Raw genomic sequence first — 18,894 nt, 5'->3', positions numbered from 1 at the left:
CGGTTCTCTCAGGGTTCCTTCCTGGGCTCCTGGTCGTGCTGCGCCGGCCGCTCGACGGGGGCCACGCCGGCCAGGGCGGCGACCGGGTCGTGCTCCGGCGCACCGCCGCCACGCGCCGGCTCCGACGGCGGCGGCACCTGCTCGCTCAGCACCCCCCGCAGTCCGTACCTGCGGTGCCGCGGGTCGTAGCTCACCGGCAGGTCCCGCAGGGTGTGGTCGGGGCGCTCGGCGGGTGGGCAGTCGAGGTGCAGGGCCAGTTCCTCGGTCCCCTCGCCCGCTCGGCCGGCCCGCCGCGCCCGCTGCTTCCGGTACCAGGCGGAGGCCTGCCAGGGCGCCCCGCTCAGAGCCTCCCGCAAGGCGGTGTCCCGCAGCGGCGGGCCCATGTCCAGGGGGCGCGACGGTGGGCAGGACCGGCGACCCAGGTACGGCAGGAACCGGGGTTTCAGCAGCGCCTCGTACATCTCTCCCAGAAAACGGTGGTCCTCGCTCTCCAACCCGGCGACGAACACGGCGTCCGCCAGGTAGAAGCGCTCCGACACCGGCATCGCCTTCCCGGTGTCCAGGTGCCGCGCGGTCTGGAAGTCCTTCAACCGGGTCCCGGGTTGGTCGGCGCGGACCCCGAAGCCGAGCGCCACCAGATCCGTCAGGTCCGCCTGCCGGCTCCGACCCAGGGCGGCGGCCAACAGGCCGACCACCCCGCTCTTCGTCGGCACGTTCTCCGTGGTGCGGCGGGCGAAACGGCTGGCCGAGCCCCAGGACTGGAGCGGCCCGGCCAGCCGTACCAGCAGTACGCTCATGCGTCCGCCCCAGATCGCCGCTCCTCCGCGGCCCTCAAGGCCCGCTCCACCGCCCGCTCCACCCGGTCCAGCAGTTCGGGGAAGGTGACCCCGTTCCCCAGCTCTGAGAGTGCGGCGGTGTCCTGGCCGACCCGGAAGACCCAGGTGGAGTCGGCGTCCCGTACGCCGTACTGCTCCTCCAGACCGGGAACGTAGGCGGCCAGCCGGTCGCAACTCGCCTTCAGATAGCCGCCCTCTCCGCTCCCGCCGGGTGTCACGGGTCGCTCGAAGGCGTCGACGAAGCTGATCGGGCGGCGTGTGCGCAGCTTGACGACCACCGCGGCCGGGAGGGTGTGGTTCCCGAAGGTGTTGATCTTGCCGGTCGGCATGGACTGGACGAACGCTTCGAGGAACGCCTTCACGGCCCGGGCCGCCGGGGTGCTGGGGCCTTCGCCGCCCTGGCCTTGAAGGTTCCTCCCTTCGGAGTCCCGGTAGCCCTTCCCCAGATTGCGGTCCAACTCGTCTACGTCCACGGCCGCGTAGCGGTACAGGGTCGCCGAGTTGAAGTCCACCGCGCCGATCATCCCGGCCCCGGACTCGCCGTCGTCCTTGTTCCGGTCGTCCACGGCGGTGTAGTAGTCCGACTCGATCTCCGAGCGGTGCACGCCGATCGCGTGCGCCACCTGCGTGGCGGCCTCCACGTTCAGGTCCGCGGAGTCGGCGACCATGCGCCCGAAGAGGGCGATGTCCACCGAGTGGCGGGTGTCGACCGCCGCCTTGGCCGCCGCCTTGTTGTTCTTCTCCTTCAGGAAGTCCTGGAGCGCCTTGAGGTCACCGCCGGCGCTGCCCTTGATCACGATCGCGGCCAGCGCGTCCAACTGGCGACGACTGAGGAACATCAGGTACGCCGACTCCGGCGGGGCCTCTTCCGCCGTGTCCTCGCCTTCCTTCTTGGCCTTGCGCTTGGGGACCTCCACCTTGGAACCGGTAGCGGCCTTGATCACCTCGGCGGCCAGGGCGAACGCGTTGGCCCCTTCGATCGAGCCGTCCAGCGCGGTTATGCGTCCGCCGAGTTCCTCGGCCACCTTCTTCGTCCGCACCCCCAGTTCCGAGGCGGGCAAGAGCTCTTCGAACGCCTTCCGGGTTGCGCGCTTCCACGCCTGGCTGGACACGCGTGCCCGGCGCACCCCGCCGTACAGGGCGGTCTTCGGGGTGCCCGTGTCATCACGGTTGAGGTTGCTGGGCGGGACGTTCTGGAGGATGTGGACGTCGAGGATGGTTCGGTCCATCGGGAGGTTCCGTTCGTGTGAAGGATCGGTGCGGGCCGGTGCGCGGTCCGCTGGTAGTGCGGAAGGGACGTGGCGCGCGGTTGCTCAGTCCATGGAGTCGTCCACGCCGGCGGTCACGTCGGCCCCGGTGCCTTCGCTCGGCGCCTTCGGGGCGTCGTCCACTCGCGGGGCGACGGCCAGGTGGAAGTCCCGGCCCCAGCCGCGCCGCACGCCGGCCCGCCTGGCCTCGTTCTGCCAGTCGTGGAGTTCGTCCGCCAGACGGCCGTAGTCCAGGGGGATGCGTGCCCCACGCAGCAGCAGCACGATCTCGCGCAGCCGCACGCTCAGCGATTCGAGGGAGGAGGAGGTGCCGATCCGGACGAAGCGCTTGCGCAGGGTCTCGGGGACGTGCAACTCGGCGGCGCTGTCTCGTTCCGCAGTCCCGGTGTCGCCGGTGGTGGCGCGGGACTGCCCCCTGGCCAACTGTCGGACCGCGTATCCCAGACCCCACCCCCGGACGTGCATGGGGGCGTTGTGGACCGACTGCTGGTGCAGGGCCCACAGCGAGACGGCCAGGTGCACGGCCTCCTCCTCGGTGGGCTGCCAGTCGCCGTACCCGGGGGCGGGGGCCGAGCCCTCCGGGCCGTTCGGGGCGCCGGGCGCGAGTCGGGTGAGCTGCGTCAACTCCTCCAGGCCGCCGATGCCCCAGCCGGCCGGGGCGAGGTAGGCCCGATGCCCGATCCCCCGACGCAACCGGGCCAGGGTGGCGACGGCCGAGGGCTTGTCCACCTGGTACTCGGCCTGGAGGCGACTCACATAGCGTCCGGTCGCCTGGGCGACGGGCGTGGCCGGCCGTGATCGGTCCGGTCGCGGCGGAGCCGCCGGGGTGGTGTGCGGGGTGGTGGTCATGCTCCGTCCTTCGGAGTGTCGTCGTCCAGGGACTTCTTGACGGGGGGCGGCGGCAGGACCCGCTTCAGCTCCCGCCGGAACAGCAGTTCGGCCCGGGCGTCGTTGAGCCACCGGGGCCCCACCTTCGGGAGGTCCACGATCCGCCCCTCGGAAGCGGTCTCGCCCGCGTCCGCCAGGAGTTGATCGGCGAGTCCGGTCACGATCCGACGCACCCGGGCCCGCCACTCGTCCTGGGCCGCCTCCGGGGAAAGGGCACCGCCGAGTCGGGCCAGCCAGGCGCGGTAGGGGCCGTCCAAGGCACCGAACCCCAGATCGCGCGCCGTGTCGGTCGCCGGTTCGGGGTCGGCGCCGGCGGCCCTGGCCAGGTTCCCGGCGAGGAACCCGAGGGTGCGCACCGCCTCCTCGGCCGCCTTGACGGCGTCCAGGGCGGCGCCCCGGTACGCCGAACCCTCCTCGTGGAGCACGATCACCGGCAGGACCACCGAGTCGTCCAGCACCTCGTCGATCACGGACTGCTGGGTGCCGTACACCACGCCGATCAGCCGCAGCCGGATCAGCGTGCTCAGTTCCAGATCGCCTTCGGTTGCGAGCATGGCGTTCCACCGGACGACACCGGAGACCAGTGCGTCGGCGGCGCCCTTGTCCGACCGCTCCTCCGCCGACCCGCGGGAGGGCAGCAGGCTGGCCAGTCCCCGCCAGGCGGCTCGGCTCGGGTCGTGAGCGCGGGGCATGTAGTAGAGCGGGCGACCGCGCTTCTTCTCCTGGGTGGGACTGCGACGCCATCCCGTCATCGGTTCCAGGGTCCAGGGCGAACGGGATTCGAGGGGGTCCCCGTAGCCGAGGACGACTCCGGTGACCGCGTCCCCCTCGACGTGCAGCCGTACCCGGCGGGACTGCCAGGTGTACAGGTCTATCGGGCCGTGCGGGCGCAGGTCCACGGCCTGCTCCTGACCGGCCGGGGGCTGCCAGGCCCCGCCCGTCCAGCCCTCACGGCGCCAAGCCGGAAGGTCCACCCCGGCTCCGCCGACCTCCTCGTCGCCACCCAGGACGTTCTCGCGCAACGGAATGAGGTTCAGCAGCAGCGTCTCGTGCAGGCTGTTGCCCTCCGCGTGGAGTCCACCCAGCATGCCGACCGATCCGACACCCAGCGGGTACACCTTGCCGGCCTTCGCCCGGCTGTCGTCGACCATGCCCGACTTGATGCCGGAGGGGTCGTAGGCGTGGGTGTGCACCAGCCATCGGGCGGCCTCCGCGAAGGAGAGCTCCTCGGCTCCGGGCCTGCGCATCGCGAAGAACGGTTCGCCGTTGGGCACGTCGGCGACGATCCGGTTCAGCGAGGACACCTCGTCCTTGGCCGTACGCAACCCCGCCACCTGGAAGAACGGCCTCTGGGGGTGCAGCAGGTCGAAGCGGTCCCGGTGCTCGTCCAGGTAGTCGAGGGCCGGGGCGAACGGGTCGTCCGCCTGCCACAGCTCCTCCCAGTCCTCCAGTTCGGCGGGCCCATCCAGCGCGTCGTAGAGCACGGCGAGCAGCAGCCGCAGTAGCGCGAACTCCTGGGTGGGCAGGTCCCCGACGAGCCGGCGCAGCGTGCGCGCCTGGGCGAACACCTCGCGCAGGGACACCTCGCCGGTGGTGCCGTCCTCGCGCTGCACCAGCAGCCAAGGGCGGTCCACCAAGTCGAAGGAGGGCGCGGGACTCACCTCGGTCACCGCCTCACCACCACTGCCGTCGGACGCCGCTGCGGCCCCGGCGGCCTGCTGCTCCCGTTCAGCCTCCGGGGACACCTCGATAAGACCTTCCCCATGTCCTCCCGCTTCCGCACGATGAGCGCCTTCGCGCCCGGACGATTCGGTGGTCGTGACCCGTAGGCCGTCGAACCGGTCATAGACGAGGTCGAAGTCTGCCAGTCGGGTCTGACAGTCCTCGTCGAGGACGAGCAGCAACTCCCCCGCCAGCAGGGGGCACTCCTTCACCTGCCAGGCCGGAACCATGAACCGTTCCAACTCGGCGATCACCCGGTCGACCATCCACGGCTGGGAGAAGTACGGGGGAAGGGTCAGGGCGCACGCCGCCAGCGCTCGGGCCGGCCTGCCCTCAGGGGGGAAGTCCGTCGACAGCTCCAGTCCACCGCGCCCCCCGTCGAGCCAGGGCAGGGTGGTCAGCCGGCCGTCCGGCATCCGCCGCACCACCAGCACCTGGAGGGAGTCCTCCGTGTCACGCACCTGGGCGCGCCCCCGAGGCGACTCGTCGGCGTCTCCTGCGTGCGCCTGGAGCCACCCGTACAGGGGCCGGCCGTCCCGTCCCGCCCGGTCCAGGAGGAAGCCCCGCGCCGCGTCGCGCTGCGCCTGGACGAACCGCAGTTGATCGGCCGCGGCCTCGTGCATCGCATCGGCCCATGCCCCGGGACCTACAGGCTCCGCCCCGTACGCGGCCTGCACCAGCGGACTGATGTCCTCGGGCAGCCGCAACTGCTTTCCGTCCAGGTGGGGTTCGAGAACGGCGGCCGCCCGTAGGAGGGGGTGGGCGCGGTAGACGAAGAGCGATCCCCGGTCCGCCAGCGGGGGCGTCGAGGCCCAGTCCTCCACGCCCGTCACCAGGCAGCGTGCCGCGGCGAGCCTCTCCGGCCGGGAGCGGGGGTGCCTGTGCAGCCGCCCCATGCGCTGGAGCATCAGGTCCACCGGAGCGAGATCAGTGACGAGCAGGTCGAAGTCCACGTCCAACGACTGTTCGACGACCTGGCTGCCCACCACGATGTGCCTGCCTGGACGGTGGGTGCCGTCTGGGCCGAACCTCTCCCGGAGGTCGACGTCCTTGGCCGCCCGGTCGGCGTCGACGAAGCGGGAGTGCGTGACGGTGACCACGTCCTCGCCGAACCGCGAGCGCAGCGCGTCCGCGGCCTCCTGCACCCGCTTCACCGTGTTCCGGACGACGAGGGCGCACCCCCCGTCCACCAACTCGTCCGTCAACCGCTGCACCAGTGACGACACCTCGTCGTCAAGGCGTTCCAGCGTCACGACGGTGTCCCGCCCGGCGGCAGGCGCGGGCGTCGAGCACAGGACGGCGGTATGCCGCGCCCCGGGCACCTCTGGCGCCACGGCGGTGAGCAACGGGTACGCCGTGCTCCCGGCCGCCTCCTCGGGGAGCGAGGCGACGGAGCCCCCGTAGGCGGCGGCCAGCGCGCGCCGCCGGTCGCCGGGCAGGGTGGCCGACAGCAGCACTACCGGAACCCGGTACGCGGCCAGCCATTCGAGTACCCGGTCCAGATAACGGCTCATGTAGGCGTCGTACGCGTGGACCTCGTCGATGATGACGACTTTGCCGGCGACGGCCAGGTGCCGTAGCGCCAGGTGGCGGCTCTTCAAGCCGGCGAACAACACCTGGTCGACGGTGCCCACGGCAAAGCTCGCGAGCAACTGCTTCTTGCGTCCCCGCAACCACTGGTGGGCGTGCAGGCCCGGGGGGGCCTGCCGCCCGCCGTCATGCCGGGTGATGCGTTGGTCGGCATCGGCGTCCACCGCGCCGATCGCCCGGTTCCCTTCCTGCAACAGGCCGGCCCACATGTCGTTGAGGGCCGCCTTGGCGTGTGCGAGGGCCACCGAGCGGGGGCCGTCGTGGGGGAGTCGTTCCAGCCAGCCCAGCAGACGGGGGAACATCGCGTCGCCTGTAGCCCGGGTCGGCAACGCGACCAGGCAGCCACCGGCACCGCTACGGGCGGCGAACACCTCGGCCGCCGCCAGGGCCGCCTCGGTCTTTCCCTCGCCCATCGGCGCCTCGATCATCAGCAGCCCGGGCGTCGGCATCGTACGCGCCAACCGCAGGGCTTCCGCCTGGACCTCACGGATCTCCGCACCATCCGGGAGGTCGAACCGGGAGGCGAACAGCTCCGCCGGGGAGGCCCCGTCGTCCGTCGCGGCCCACGGCCCCGGCAGGTCGAGCCCGCGCCACGCCGCCTCCAGCCGTCGCGCTTCGGAGGCGGGCCCTGCCGGAAGCCAGGACGCCGGGTCGTACGGGAAGAGTTCCGAGGCGCTGGCGATCCAATCGGCGAGGATGACGAGTGCGGTGAGGGTCACCTGAGCCGTCTGGGGCAGCCGTACACCCTTCCAGTCCTCGAACCGGGTGTTGGCGTCAGAGAGTTCGGCGCAGTGGTCCAACAGCTCGAACTGCACCCGACGCCAAACCGGTTCGCTGTCGCCGGGGTGCCTGACGAACTGCGGACGAAGGTTCAGATCGTGGATCTGCTGATGCTCGGGCGGCACCCCGTGGTGCCCTCCCGCGATCACCGCGAACTGGCCGGCCGTCCGTCCTCGGAACCCGTACCGCTCCGCCAGCCACTCCTGGATCAGTTGCTGACCCACCAGCCCGTGCGGTGCCATGCGCCGGTCCGGCCCGTACTGCTTCGCCGTCCGCATCTCCAACCCTGCGCTGCGCATGCGGTCGGCGAGCCCGTCGACCTGGCACGCGAAGGCGGGGCTGGCCTTGCCGACGTCATGGCTGGCGGCGACGAACACCGCCAACCGGCGTGTGTCCGCCTCTCCTTCGGGCAACGCCTGTGACATCAGCTCCTTCACGCTGCGGGGAAGCCATCGGTCCCACAACCGCCCGGCCGCCGCTGCGCTGTCGGCCATGTGCCGCCACAACGGAAGCCAGTCGTCGGTGGGCCGGTGGTGCTTCGCCCAGGCGGTACGCGCGACGGACGACAACCCGGCGAAGGGGGCGGCGGCGTAAGGGGGCTCGGCGGCCGGGTGGTGCGCTGGGGGCATGTGAACATCCGACATGGCTTGCACCTGTTCTGGGGGCGATATGCCGAAAGACGGGGAACGGGTGGTGTGATGTGGTAAGGGCGGCTTGTGGCGCGAGGCCGTACGGGGCGGACGGAGTCCGGGGGCCGGCGCCGGCAGAGCACGGCACCGGACCTTCACCCGGGTGGTCGGGGACCGCGGTCCCCGACCGCAGGACTCGATGGCCAACCGTGCTGCCTGCCGGACATCGACGGGCAGCACGGAGTCGGCCGCCTCGGTGAACTAGACCTGTTCAGCCGTCGTGACGGCGATTACTACAATGGACGTGCTCCTCTGCATGGTTGCTGTGCCGGTCAGTGGACGCAGGCCCCGGTCTCATGCGTGCGGTTCCCTCCTGTTCCTGCAAGAGGGCACGCGGGAGCCGGGGTCTTTGCGTCGCGCGCGTGCCCGGTTCACTCGATTGAGCGATCTGACGGAGAGCGTATCGGGTCATCAACACCGTTGTAAAAAAGGTCTTTTGGTGACCCGTGCTGGAATTTGAGAGCCTAGCTGGCACCTAGTTGCCATGACGACTCACGCTAACGACTCACGCGTCAGTGGGAATCACCCCCGCGTGCGCGGGGAACAGGCGAGCCTGGCTGGAACCTAAGGACCACCCCCGCGTGCGCGGGGAGCGCTATCGACCGAAGATGCAAGCCATCGTGCGAAGGGGCCAGCCCTTGAGAGCACGAGGGCAACGGTACAGGCGGCCTTGGTCCGTAAGTCGTTTTACGGTCCAGGGGCGAGCCTCGCGCGCCCGTGCCACCCACTTCGACGGAACCGGCGCCCCTACCGCAGGTACGTGCGCCGCCAGTCCGCCGAGGACATCGTCTGCGCCGCATCGGCCAGGGCGATCGCGGAATCCGTCTTCAGCTTGGCGCGGGTGCTGTCGACCCATTCCCGGGCGTTGCCGTACCCCTGCTCCAGGTACTCGAGGCCCTGGATCATGCACTCCAGGCGGTCGGCGTCGTGCGCGACGAGGACCTCCAGGGAGTCGCCGTTCTCGTACTCGTCCACCACCGCCTGGATGCCGGCCGCCACCGCCGGGAACGCGTCGGCCACCTGGTCCCGGGTGACGTCCTCGTTCCGCGTCGCCGTCAGATAGCGCCGCCCGATCCACGGGATGTCGCCCACCCGGGTCTCCTGGGTGTCGTGGAACGTGCACAGCAACGCCACTCTGGCCGGGTCCGCGCCCTCCATCATCGCCAGCACCGCGCCGATGACCGCCGCCCGGAACGAGTGCTCGGCGATCGTCTCCGGGTCCTTGACCCCCGCGATCCACCAACCCGTCCGCTTGCCCCGCTTCAGCGCGCCCATCTCCATCAGATAGCCGACGGTGCCCTGGGCGTGGTCGACAGACATGGTGAACGTCCCTCCCGAGTCAGCTGTTCATCTTCAGTCCGTAGTGCAGGGCGTCGAGCTCGCGGCGGGACCGGGCGGAGACCGTCCCCCCGTCCAACAGCCGGGCGACCCGCCCGGCGAGGTCGCGCCGCAGGGCGGGGTCGACGGACAGCAGGCCGGGCCGGGCCGCCAACAGGGCCCACACCGAATGCACGTTGAGGTCGATGCACCCCAGGTCCGGAGCCAACCGGTCCACCAACCGCCGCAGCAGAGCACCCCCGTCCCACGCCATACAGGACCCCATGAACGAGTCGTCCCCCCGGGGCAGCCGGTCCAACCCGAACCAGTAGGCCCAGTAGTTCAGGTTCGCCTGCTCACCCTCGTCGTCGGCCAACTCCCGTTCCACGAAACGCTGCAAGGGCTCGCGGTCGCCGTAACGGGTCAGCGAGGTCGCCAGCGAGCGGGCGTCCGCACGGCTCCAGGAGGTGCGGTGCGCCACCCTCGCCTGCCGGGACCGCACGTCGGCGATCCACGCCCGGGTGTCCGGCGCGGTGTCGTAGCCGCACAGGTACAGCGCCTGGCGTCGGAGCAACGCCCCGTTCTCACCGGCCCGGTGGGCGACCTCCGCGTAGCGGCGCAGCCGGTCGAAGAACGCGCTCCGCTCCGCCGCACCGAGCAGCGGGCCGTCCGGGGTGGGTCCCCGCCGCTGCGGGGTGTCCGCGGTGGGGGCGGGCAGCGCCGCCGGGGGAGTTCCGGTCAGCGCCCACGCGATCATGTGCGTGGAGGTGCGGCTGAACACCAGGGTCGCCAGCGGATGCGTCGCACAGTCGGTGGAGGCCCCGCCGTGCAGGGTGCGGCCGAGCACCGCGTCCGCGTCCATCGCCACGTCGAAGAGCGCCAACAGGGCCGGGTCGGCCCCGTAGCGCAGCAGGGCCCGCTGCACGGAACGGAAGTTCGCGGTCGACACCGAGGCCAGCGGACGGCGCCCGGACTCCCACCCCTGGACGGTCGTGTGGTCGACCCCGAGGGCTTCGGCCAAGCCCTGCTGCGTCAGCCCCGCCCGCTCCCTCGTGATCTTGAAGAGGTGGCCCGTGACGCTCCCCTCCCGGGCTCTGCCCGGGGAACGCTGACCGCCGATCAGAGTTCCCGACGACTGCCATGTGTCCGGAGTCATGTGCTCGGCTCCTGCTCCTGCCGACGGCGCCCAACTCGTACTGGGTGTCAGTGTTCTCGGGTCGGGAACGGCCGTAGTTTCTGGTACTGGGCCGCTGAGCCATCCGGGGCTCAGGGAGTGTCGACCCTAGGCGCCGATTCCTTCCCGACGCAGACGGAGTGCGCACCCGGGCCGCTTACGAGTGACAGATACAAGGGAATCCTCATGAGCCACCGAGCAGGGCAGTACGTTGTCGACGGCAGAACCGGTGCCGCCGGCACGGGAGTGCACACCCGGGGACCTTGCGTGCCGCCCCGCCCTCCCGGGGGCGGCGCCGAGCGGGACTCCCCTCCCGGCGTCGCCCGCCCCGCCACGCCAGGGGCGCACTCCGCGGCGGGCCGCGCCGCGCCGAGTCGTCGCGGGGCAGACGCCACGCGGTCGTGACCCCGCTGCACCGGCGCATCCTGGCCCGCTGCGACCTCGCCGGCCCCGCGCTGCTGCTCGCGATCGGCTTCGGCTTCGGTTGGGTCGCCTGCGCCTGCGCGGCCGGGCTCCTGTGAACCCCCGGCCCTGTCGACGGCCCTGTCTTCCCCCGTATTCAAGGCCCCGACAGAGCCGGGCGCTTCGTCTCCGGCGCCGGCGCACGAGGAGGGAGCGCGCGCCGGGGACGAAGCACACCAGCCGCTGTCCCCACCCCCGCCCCCGCTCCGTCGTTCCCCCGGCGGGGCGGGGGCGCCTCCCGCGTGCGTACCGCCCCGATGCGGGGGCGCGAGCGGTCGAGACGCCCTTGAAACGCAACCGCGCACGCCTCGAAGACCTCCGGAGACGTGCGCTCCGTAGCGTGCGCCGCATGCGCAAACGCTCTCTGATGCTCGGCGCGGTGCTCGCGCTGAGCGCCTCCACCGTGGCCGCCGACCCGGCCCGGGCCGTCGTGGGCGGCACCGAGGCCACCCGTCCCTACGCCTTCATGGGCTCGTTCCAGCCCTCCTTCCCCGAGCCGCCGCGGCCGGACGGGCACGGCTGCGGGGTGGCGGTCCTCGCCCCGCAGTGGGTGCTCACGGCCAGCCACTGCGCCGGCAAGAACCCCACCTCGGCGCAGGCCGGCGCGCCCCGGGGGTGGAAGGTGCGCGTCGGCTCCCCGCACACCACCTCCGGCGGGAAGGTCGCCGAGGTCGACCGCTACTACCGACTGGCCACCGAACGGGACGAGGGGGGCTACTTCGGCCGGGACCTCGCGCTGATGCACCTGCGGACTCCCGTGCGGGCGAAGCCCGTGCGGCTCGCCTCCGCCACGCCCCCGGTGGGAACGCCCGTCCGGTTCCTGGGGTGGGGCATGACCTGCCAGGACGCCGACGACCCGGCCTGCTTCCCCACCGGGCTGCGCGAGGCGGACACCGTGGTGCAGCCCGTCGACGCCTGCCCGGCCGCCTCGCCCGAGACGGGGGAACTGTGCATCGGCAGCCGGGACGGCTCCGTCGCGGCCAGCAACATGGACTCCGGCGGGCCGGCACTCGTCCGCGAGCGGGGCCGATGGGCCCTGGCCGGGGTCGTCAGCGGTCCCGGCGGCGTGGAGGGCGACGGGCCGACCCTCTACACGGACGCCACCGAGCACGCGGCCTGGATCCGGGGGATCGTCGACGGCACCGACGTGCCCCCGCTCGACCGGGTCCCGAACGTGGAGGGCGCGGTGGAACTGAACGGCTGCGTGGGCTCGGTGGTCCGCGCCCCCGCCGCACGGCCGCGGGACCGGGCGCTGTTGCTGACCAACGGCCATTGTGTGGACGGGGAACGCCCCGCCCCCGGCACGGCCCTGGTGAACCGTCCGGCCGACTTCCCGGTGCCGATCGCCGACCGGCAGGGCTACCCCCGGACCACCGCCCGCGCCGAGCGGCTGCTGTACGCGACGATGACGGGCACCGACGTCGCGCTCTACCGACTCGACCGGACCTACGCCCAACTGGAGTCCGCGCGCGCCAAGGTCTTCCGGCTCGCCTCCACCCCCACCCGCGCCGGCGACCCCCTGACCATGGCCTACACCAGCCGCCGCTTCACCTGCACCGCCGAGGCCGTGGTCCCGCAGCTGCGGGAGGGCGCCCACCGGATGGTCGACGCGATCCGCTACGCGACCGACGAGGGGTGCGACCCCTGGCCCGGCACCTCCGGCTCGGCGCTGCTGGCCCCCGACGGCACCACGATCGTGGGGGTGCACAACACCCACAACCGCGACGGCGAGGAGTGCACCGACGACAACCCCTGCGAGGTCGCTCCGGACGGCACCACGACCGCCGTCGCGGGCCGGGCCTACGGCCAACAGGTCCATCTGATCGGAGCCTGCCTCGGCAAGGGCTCCACCCTGGCCCTGTCCCGTGCGGACTGCACCCTCACCGGCGCCCCGTACCACCGCCGCCGGTAGCGCCCCGCGAGGTCGGGGGCGGTGCGTACCGGCTCCGCACCACTCCCGCCCCGTAGGATGAAACGTTCCGCACCCCGCCGCCGCCACGGCGGGCCCGCGCGGACCGCCGTAGGGGAAGGAGCGCGCAGGTGCAGGACGAGCCAGGGGACGACGCCGGGCGTCGGTCCCGTCGCCGTGGTCAGGGAGAGCTGGAGGCACTGGTGCTGGCCGCGCTCCGGGCCGCGCCGGGACCGGTGAACACGGCCTGGGTGCAGGCCCGGTTGGGCGAGGACCTGGCGTACACCACGGTGATCACCATCCTCAGCCGGCTGTACGTCAAGGGAGCGGTGTCCCGGGAACGGACCGGGCGCTCCTTCGTCTGGACCTCCGCGGCCAACGAGGCCGACCTCGCGGCCCTGCGGATGCGTCGGGTGCTCGACGCCGAGCAGGACCGGGAAGCCGTGCTCGCGAGTTTCGTGACGTCCTTGCAGGAGGACGACGAGAAGACGCTGCGCGCGCTGCTGGCGCTGGAGGAAGACTGAGCCCGTGGGCGTCTTCGTCTTCCTCCCGCTGGTCCTCCCGCTCAGCGCGTGGCCGATCGCACGGCTCGCCGAGCAGCATCTGCACCCCCGGACGGCGACCCGGTTGCTGACCGCCGTCGCCGGGGTGTGCGCGCTGTGCAGCACCCTGTGCCTGGCACTGCTGGTGGTGGTCGGCACCGCCCAACTCCCCGGCAACCCGCTGCCGGACGGTTGGTCGGACCCCGAGGTGCGCGAGGCGGTGCCGTACGACGAGGTCGCCGGGAAGACCGCGATCCCCGCGCTCCTCGGGGTGCTGGTCGCCTGTCTGCGCGCCCTGTGGCGGGACCGGCGCACGCGCCGGCGGGCCGTCCGCGCGCTCGCCGGACTGCGCCCCACCTCCGTCGCCGTGCTGCCCGACCCCGTCCCCTATGCGTACGCCCTGCCCGTGGGCCCGGCCGGCGGCCGGGGGTGCCGGCGGCTCGGAACCCGTTGCGGCGGCCGGATCGTGGTCACCACCGGGATGCTCAGCGGTCTCGCCCCGGCGGAACGCCGGGCGCTCTTCGCCCACGAGCGAGCACATCTGACGGGTCGTCACCACCGCTACCTGTTGGTGGTGCGGCTCGCCGAACTGGCCAACCCGGCGCTGCGCCCGCTGCGTTCGGCCGTGGGCTACACCTCCGAGCGGTGGGCGGACGAGGAGGCCGCCGCTACGGTCGGCAGCCGCCGGGTGGTGGCGCGGGCCATCGGCAAGGCGGCCCTGACCTCCCGCGGGGTCCCGGTGCCCGTGCCCGGCCCGGCGGCGGCGGTGGGCCCGGTGCCGCGCCGGGTGGCGGCGCTGCTCGGGCCCACCCCGGCGGTGCGGAGTTGGCCCCCGCTGTCCACCACGGTGGGACTCGCGACGTGGTGCGCGGCCGCCGGGACCACGGCTTCGGCGCTCTCCTCGGCGAACTCCGCCGTGACGCTGTTCCTGATCCTCAAGGCGGCCACCCCGCTCTGAGCCCCGGAGGGTCAGCCCTCCTCGTCCTCGCCCTCGAAGAAGTCGCCCACCTCGTCGACGACCTCCGCCGCCACCAGTCCGCCGGCGACGCCGACCGCGAGTCCTGCCGCGCCCGCCGCCACCGCGGTGCCGACCCCCGGCCCGGAGCGACGGCCGTGACCGTGCTCCTCGTGGTGTCCGTGGTGACCGTGGTCCTGATGGTGGCCGTAGTGGCCCTCGTGGTGAACGTGGGCGCCGAAGAGGGCGGCCCCGCCGTCCGGGGCGTGGGCCTCCACGAGCCGCCGCACCCAACCGTCCACCATCGTGTTCCAGTCGGTGCGGCCCACGTCCTCGTGGGTCACCGAGAAGCGGGCCAGCGAGTCGCCGTGCACCCCGTGCCCGCCGTTGCGGTCGGCCTCCAGGACCACGTCCACCCCGTGCGGCCCGGCGAGGAAGGTCACCTCCACCTCGTTGAGCACGGAGGAGTAGCGGGGCGAAGGGCTGATCTCGATCTCCTGGTAGAACGGCAACTGCTGCCGGGTGCCGGCGATGCGCCCGTACTCCAGGTCCGCCGAGAGGAAGCCGAAGCCGAGCTGTCCGAACGCCTCCAGCACGGCCTCCTGCACCGCCAGCGGACGAACGGTCAGCGGGTCGAGGTCGCCCTTGTCCCGGGCGCCGGCCACCCCCAGTTCGGTCCGCACGCCGAGGACGATGCCCAGCGACTGGCCGTACAACTCGGTGACGGGGGTCTCCCAGGGCACGACCACCGAGAAGGGGACGGTGGTGTCCTCGCCCTTGGCGAGTCGGAACCCGCCGCCCACGGTGAAGCGTTCGAAGGCGACGGTGCCGTGCTGTTCGCCCTCCTCCGTCTCGGCCTCCACGTGGGCGAGCAGTTCCAGGACGACGTGCTCGATCTCGACCTCGCGCTCCCCGCCCTTGAGGCGGACCTCGCCGGCGAGCGGGCCGCCGGGCAGGACCGCCCCGTGGCTCAGCACGGTGTCCACGGTGGGGCCGCCGAGGCCGAGCGAGCCGAGCAACTTCTTGAACACCATGGTGGCGTTCACTCCTTCGTGTCTGCGTGAACTTCTGCGCGGATGGTGCGGGGAGGGCTCCGGACGGGTAGGTCCGTGCCGGGTCCGTCCCCTCTATGCTTCTACACGCTTGTAGAAGCATAGAGGGGACGGACCGGTGTGCGGGGCAACTCCCCGTCGTTCGGCGGTCCGACGCGGCGCCTCGGTGCGCGGAGGGGTGAGGGGGCGTCGGCTTTCGGCCAACCTGTCCCGGGCGCCCGGATGTCGGTTCCGCCGGTGTCGGCCGGAGCTAAACTTCTACAGTCATGTAGAAGTTAGTGGGTCGCCCTCCCGCGCCGACGCGCGGGACATCCGGGGCGTCCCCGCGGGGCGCGCAGCGGACGACGCCGACACCCGGCCCGCCGCCGCGCGCCCCGCACACCGACCGCCTGGGAGGGCACGCACGTGGCTTCGATCGATCTGGACAAGGTGCTGGACAAGGCGTGGGCCGACAAGGCGCTGCCGGAGGTCCTCGACGCGCCCGTCTCCGCGCTCAAGGGAGTCTCGGACCGGGACGGAGAACTCCTGAAGGAGGCGTTCGGCATCACCACCGTCGCCGAACTCGCCGACCTCAAGTACGTCCGCTGGGCGCAGGCGCTGGCCGCCGTGCAGGCCGCGGTCAAGTAGCCGCCCCGAACGCGCGGTGCCGTGGCTGACGCTCCCCTCCCGCGGCGCCGCGCCCCACGGGCGCGGCCCCTCACAGGTTCCAGTGGTCCAGCAGCGCGTCCGTGGGGTCGGGGCCGCCGCCCGGCGCGGCCGGTCCGTGCGGGGACTGCTCGGTCCAGATCACCTTGCCCTCCGCGGTGTACCGCGTGCCCCAACGGTCGGCGAGCTGCGCCACCAGGAACAGCCCCCGGCCGCCCTCGTCGGTGAGGGAGGCCCGGCGCAGGTGCGGCGAGGTGCTGGAACCGTCGAAGACCTCGCAGATCAGCGAAGTGCTGTAGATCAACCGCACCGTGATGGGCTGGCTGGCGTAGCGGACCGCGTTGGTGATCAGCTCGCTGAGGATCAGCTCCGTGGTGAAGACGATCTCCTCCAACCCCCACTCCCGCAGCCGACGCGCGCACTCGGCGCGCACCGGGGCCACCGCGGCGGTGTCGGAGGGCACCCGCCACTCGGCGATCCGCTCCGCGTCCAGCCGACTGGTGCGCGCCACCAACAGGGCGATGTCGTCCCGCTGTTGTCCGCCCGGCAGCGCGGCGAGCACCGCCCGACAGGTCTCCTCGGGATCGAGGTCGGGTTGGCCGGAAACGGCCCCCCTCAATCGGGCGAGACCGGCATCGATGTCACGGTCCCGGCTCTCCACCAGACCATCGGTGTACAGGATCAGCCGGGAGCCGGCCGGCAGGTGCAGCACGGCCGTCTCGAACGGCAGCCCCCCGCCGGCGCCGAGCGGCGGCGACACCGGGATGCGCGGGAACTCCACCCGGCCGTCGGGGAGGACGACCCCCGGCGGGGGGTGGCCGGCCCGGGCCACCGAGCAGTTCCCGGTGACCGGGTCGTAGATGGCGTACAGGCAGGTGGCGCCGGTCACGTCCAGGCCGTCGTCCCCCGCCCCGCGCTCCTGGTCCATCCGGCTGACCAACTCGTCCAGATGGCCCAGGATGTCGTCGGGCGGCAGGTCCAGGGCGGAGAAGTTGTGCACCGCCGTCCGCAGCCGCCCCATGGTCGCCGCGGCGTGCAGCCCGTGGCCCACCACGTCGCCGACGACCAGCGCCACCCGACCGCCCGGCAGCGGGATGACGTCGAACCAGTCGCCGCCCACCCCCGCCTCGGCCGGCAGATAGCGGTAGGCGACCTCGACCGCCTCCTGCACGGGCAGATAGCGCGGCATCAGACTCCGCTGGAGGGTGACCGCCATGGTGTGCTCGCGGGTGTAGCGGCGCGCGTTGTCCAAGGAGACGGCGGCCCGCGCCGCGACCTCCTCCGCCAGCGCCCGGTCGTCCGCGTCGAAGGGCTCGGACCGCTCCGACCGCCAGAACCCCGCGATGCCCAACAGCACCCCACGGGCGGTGAGCGGGGCGGTGATCAGCGAGTGCACCCCCGCCGCCACGATCTGTCGGGCCCGTTCGGGGTCCTGCGCGTGCCACCCCGGCGCCTCGGCCAGCCGGGGCTCCAGCACCGCCTCGCCGGTGGCCAGCCCGAGCGCCTGCGGAGTGGAGGGCGCGATCCGGATCAGCTCGCCCTCCGGGTACAACGGGGGGAGCTCGCGCACCCCGGCCACGCACACCCGGCGCACCTCGTGCTCCGTCCCGTGCACCTCCTCCCCGCGCAGCACGGCCTCCACCAGGTCGACGGTGACGAAGTCGGCGAACCGGCCCACCGTCGTCTCGGCCAGCTCCCGCGCGGTGCGCGGCACTTCCAGGGTGGTGCCGATCCGCACCCCCGCGTCGTGCAGCACCTCCAGTCGGCGCCGGGCCTCCCGCGCCTGGTCGGAGGCGACGAGCAGGTCCGTGGTGTCCCGCACGGTGGCCACCCGACCCGCCGGGCCGGTCGGGCGCTGGCTGACCGCGAAGGTGCGGTCCCTGACCTGGTGCAACTCGTCGGTGGCCTCCCGGTCGGAGGTGAGCAGATCGGCGATCCCGCGAGGCAGGTCCAAGGCGTCCAGGGGGCGCCCCTCGGCGTCGTCGGGCAGGTGCAGCAACCGGCGGGCCTCGTCGTTGGCGAGCAGCAACCGACCCTCCGAGTCGGTGATCACCACGCCCTCGCGCACCGAGTGGAGCACCGCGTCGTGGTGCTCGTACATCCGGGTGATCTCGCTGGGGCCCAGGCCGTGCGTCTGGCGCATCAGCCGCCGACTGATCAGCGCGGCCCCGCCGCTGGTCAGCAGCACCGCGGCGCCGGCCGCGGTCAGGACCAGGGGGAGCCGCTCGGCGGCGGCCGAGTTGATCCGGGCGATGGTGACCCCCGCGCCCACCGCCCCCACCACCGTCCCCCCGGCGTCACGCACCGGGACGTACGCCCGCACCTGCGGCCCCAGGGACCCCACCCGCTCCTCCAGCACGGTGTCCCCCGCCAGGAGCAGCGCCAGCCGGGCGGAACTGGGCTTGCCGATGCGGTCCGGCAGCGGGTGGGTGAGCCGGATGCCCTGCCGGTTGAGCACCACGACGAAGTCCACCTTCGCCCCCTTGCGCGCCTTCTCCGCCCGTGGCTGGAGCACGGCGGTCGGGTCCCGGGAGGTGATGGCGGCGGCGGTGCCCGGGGCGTCGGCGAAGCCCTCGGCCAGGGCGAGGGAGCGGCTCTGCGCCTCCCGGGCGTTCTGCTGACGGGACATCAGCAGCAGCAGGACGATCGCACCCGCGGTGAGCAGCAGCACCACCACGATCTGGAGGACGAACATCTGTCCGACCACGCTCCGCGGCCCCCACAGCGAGCGCACCCGCGCCCGCCGACCGGCGGGCCGGCCGTTCGCGGACCCTCCGGCGGAACGCCTGATTCCTGCCATACGGCATTTCTACCGTCACCACCGGAGCCACGCCTTCCCGCGCGCACCGCGATCGTGGCCGTCCGGTCACCCGGTGCGGGTGCGCGTCCGCACCGATTCCACCGGGGCGGCATCCGTCGAGGTGCGGGCGGCCCGCTCGGTAGCCGCCTCGCCGCGGCCCGGGGTGACCCCTGACGCCTCATCCGTCACCACGCCCCCACGGGTTCGTCTCCCGTCAACGCACTCCAGCAGGATCACCCGGCAGTGATCTTGCCAACCCCGAGAT

The 18,894-nt window shown here is 72.8% G+C and carries 12 protein-coding genes; 4 read left to right on the top strand and 8 right to left on the bottom strand.

The window, feature by feature from the left end; all coding sequences use genetic code 11:
- Window positions 1-8: 8 nt before the first annotated feature.
- The 6 genes from cas5e to ACSMX9_RS08030 all read right to left on the bottom strand — a co-directional run bounded on the left by cas5e (window position 9) and on the right by ACSMX9_RS08030 (window position 10,246).
- The gene (gene cas5e, locus ACSMX9_RS08055; protein ID WP_445401140.1) at window positions 9-797 is read right to left on the bottom strand and encodes a type I-E CRISPR-associated protein Cas5/CasD; all 789 of its coding nucleotides are present in this window, start codon (window positions 795-797) and stop codon (window positions 9-11) included.
- Entirely contained in the window at window positions 794-2,065 is a 1,272-nt protein-coding gene (gene cas7e, locus ACSMX9_RS08050) for a type I-E CRISPR-associated protein Cas7/Cse4/CasC (protein WP_445401138.1), read from the bottom strand. The genes cas5e and cas7e overlap by 4 nt, the downstream gene beginning before the upstream one ends.
- 84 nt (window positions 2,066-2,149) lie before the next feature.
- Window positions 2,150-2,953 (bottom strand): type I-E CRISPR-associated protein Cse2/CasB, encoded by an 804-nt coding sequence (gene casB, locus ACSMX9_RS08045; protein WP_445401136.1) that lies wholly within the window; start codon window positions 2,951-2,953, stop codon window positions 2,150-2,152.
- On the bottom strand, window positions 2,950-7,713 hold the full coding sequence (casA, locus tag ACSMX9_RS08040) for a type I-E CRISPR-associated protein Cse1/CasA (protein WP_445401134.1): 4,764 nt from the start codon (window positions 7,711-7,713) through the stop codon (window positions 2,950-2,952). Before casA ends, casB begins: the two co-directional genes overlap by 4 nt.
- A gap of 807 nt (window positions 7,714-8,520) precedes the next feature.
- Complete coding sequence (locus tag ACSMX9_RS08035) at window positions 8,521-9,093, bottom strand: HD domain-containing protein (protein WP_351243254.1); 573 nt, start codon at window positions 9,091-9,093, stop codon at window positions 8,521-8,523.
- A gap of 19 nt (window positions 9,094-9,112) precedes the next feature.
- A complete protein-coding gene (locus ACSMX9_RS08030) occupies window positions 9,113-10,246 on the bottom strand; it encodes a helix-turn-helix domain-containing protein (RefSeq protein WP_445401132.1) in 1,134 nt (377 codons plus the stop codon).
- Between the two features lie 829 nt (window positions 10,247-11,075).
- Here ACSMX9_RS08030 and ACSMX9_RS08025 point away from each other — a divergent pair.
- From ACSMX9_RS08025 to ACSMX9_RS08015, 3 genes are all read left to right on the top strand, one after another.
- Window positions 11,076-12,638: a trypsin-like serine protease gene (locus ACSMX9_RS08025; RefSeq protein WP_445401130.1), complete on the top strand. Its 1,563-nt coding sequence runs from the start codon at window positions 11,076-11,078 to the stop codon at window positions 12,636-12,638.
- A 128-nt stretch (window positions 12,639-12,766) separates the two neighbouring features.
- Entirely contained in the window at window positions 12,767-13,159 is a 393-nt protein-coding gene (locus tag ACSMX9_RS08020; protein ID WP_351243246.1) for a BlaI/MecI/CopY family transcriptional regulator, read from the top strand.
- Between the two features lie 4 nt (window positions 13,160-13,163).
- Entirely contained in the window at window positions 13,164-14,135 is a 972-nt protein-coding gene (locus tag ACSMX9_RS08015) for a M56 family metallopeptidase (protein WP_445401128.1), read from the top strand.
- 11 nt (window positions 14,136-14,146) lie between these two features.
- Here the strand turns inward: ACSMX9_RS08015 and ACSMX9_RS08010 are convergent, their stop codons facing one another.
- The gene (locus tag ACSMX9_RS08010) at window positions 14,147-15,166 is read right to left on the bottom strand and encodes a sporulation protein (protein ID WP_445401126.1); all 1,020 of its coding nucleotides are present in this window, start codon (window positions 15,164-15,166) and stop codon (window positions 14,147-14,149) included.
- A gap of 423 nt (window positions 15,167-15,589) precedes the next feature.
- Between ACSMX9_RS08010 and ACSMX9_RS08005 the strand changes: the two genes are divergently transcribed.
- The gene (locus ACSMX9_RS08005; RefSeq protein WP_351243240.1) at window positions 15,590-15,811 is read left to right on the top strand and encodes a hypothetical protein; all 222 of its coding nucleotides are present in this window, start codon (window positions 15,590-15,592) and stop codon (window positions 15,809-15,811) included.
- Between the two features lie 70 nt (window positions 15,812-15,881).
- Here the strand turns inward: ACSMX9_RS08005 and ACSMX9_RS08000 are convergent, their stop codons facing one another.
- On the bottom strand, window positions 15,882-18,629 hold the full coding sequence (locus tag ACSMX9_RS08000; RefSeq protein WP_445401125.1) for a SpoIIE family protein phosphatase: 2,748 nt from the start codon (window positions 18,627-18,629) through the stop codon (window positions 15,882-15,884).
- Between the last annotated feature and the right edge of the window lie 265 nt (window positions 18,630-18,894).

The organism is Streptomyces sp. LE64 (assembly GCF_052606915.1).
The sequence above is the reverse complement of the archived record's forward strand: the minus strand, read 5'-3'. Positions and strand labels throughout refer to the sequence as shown.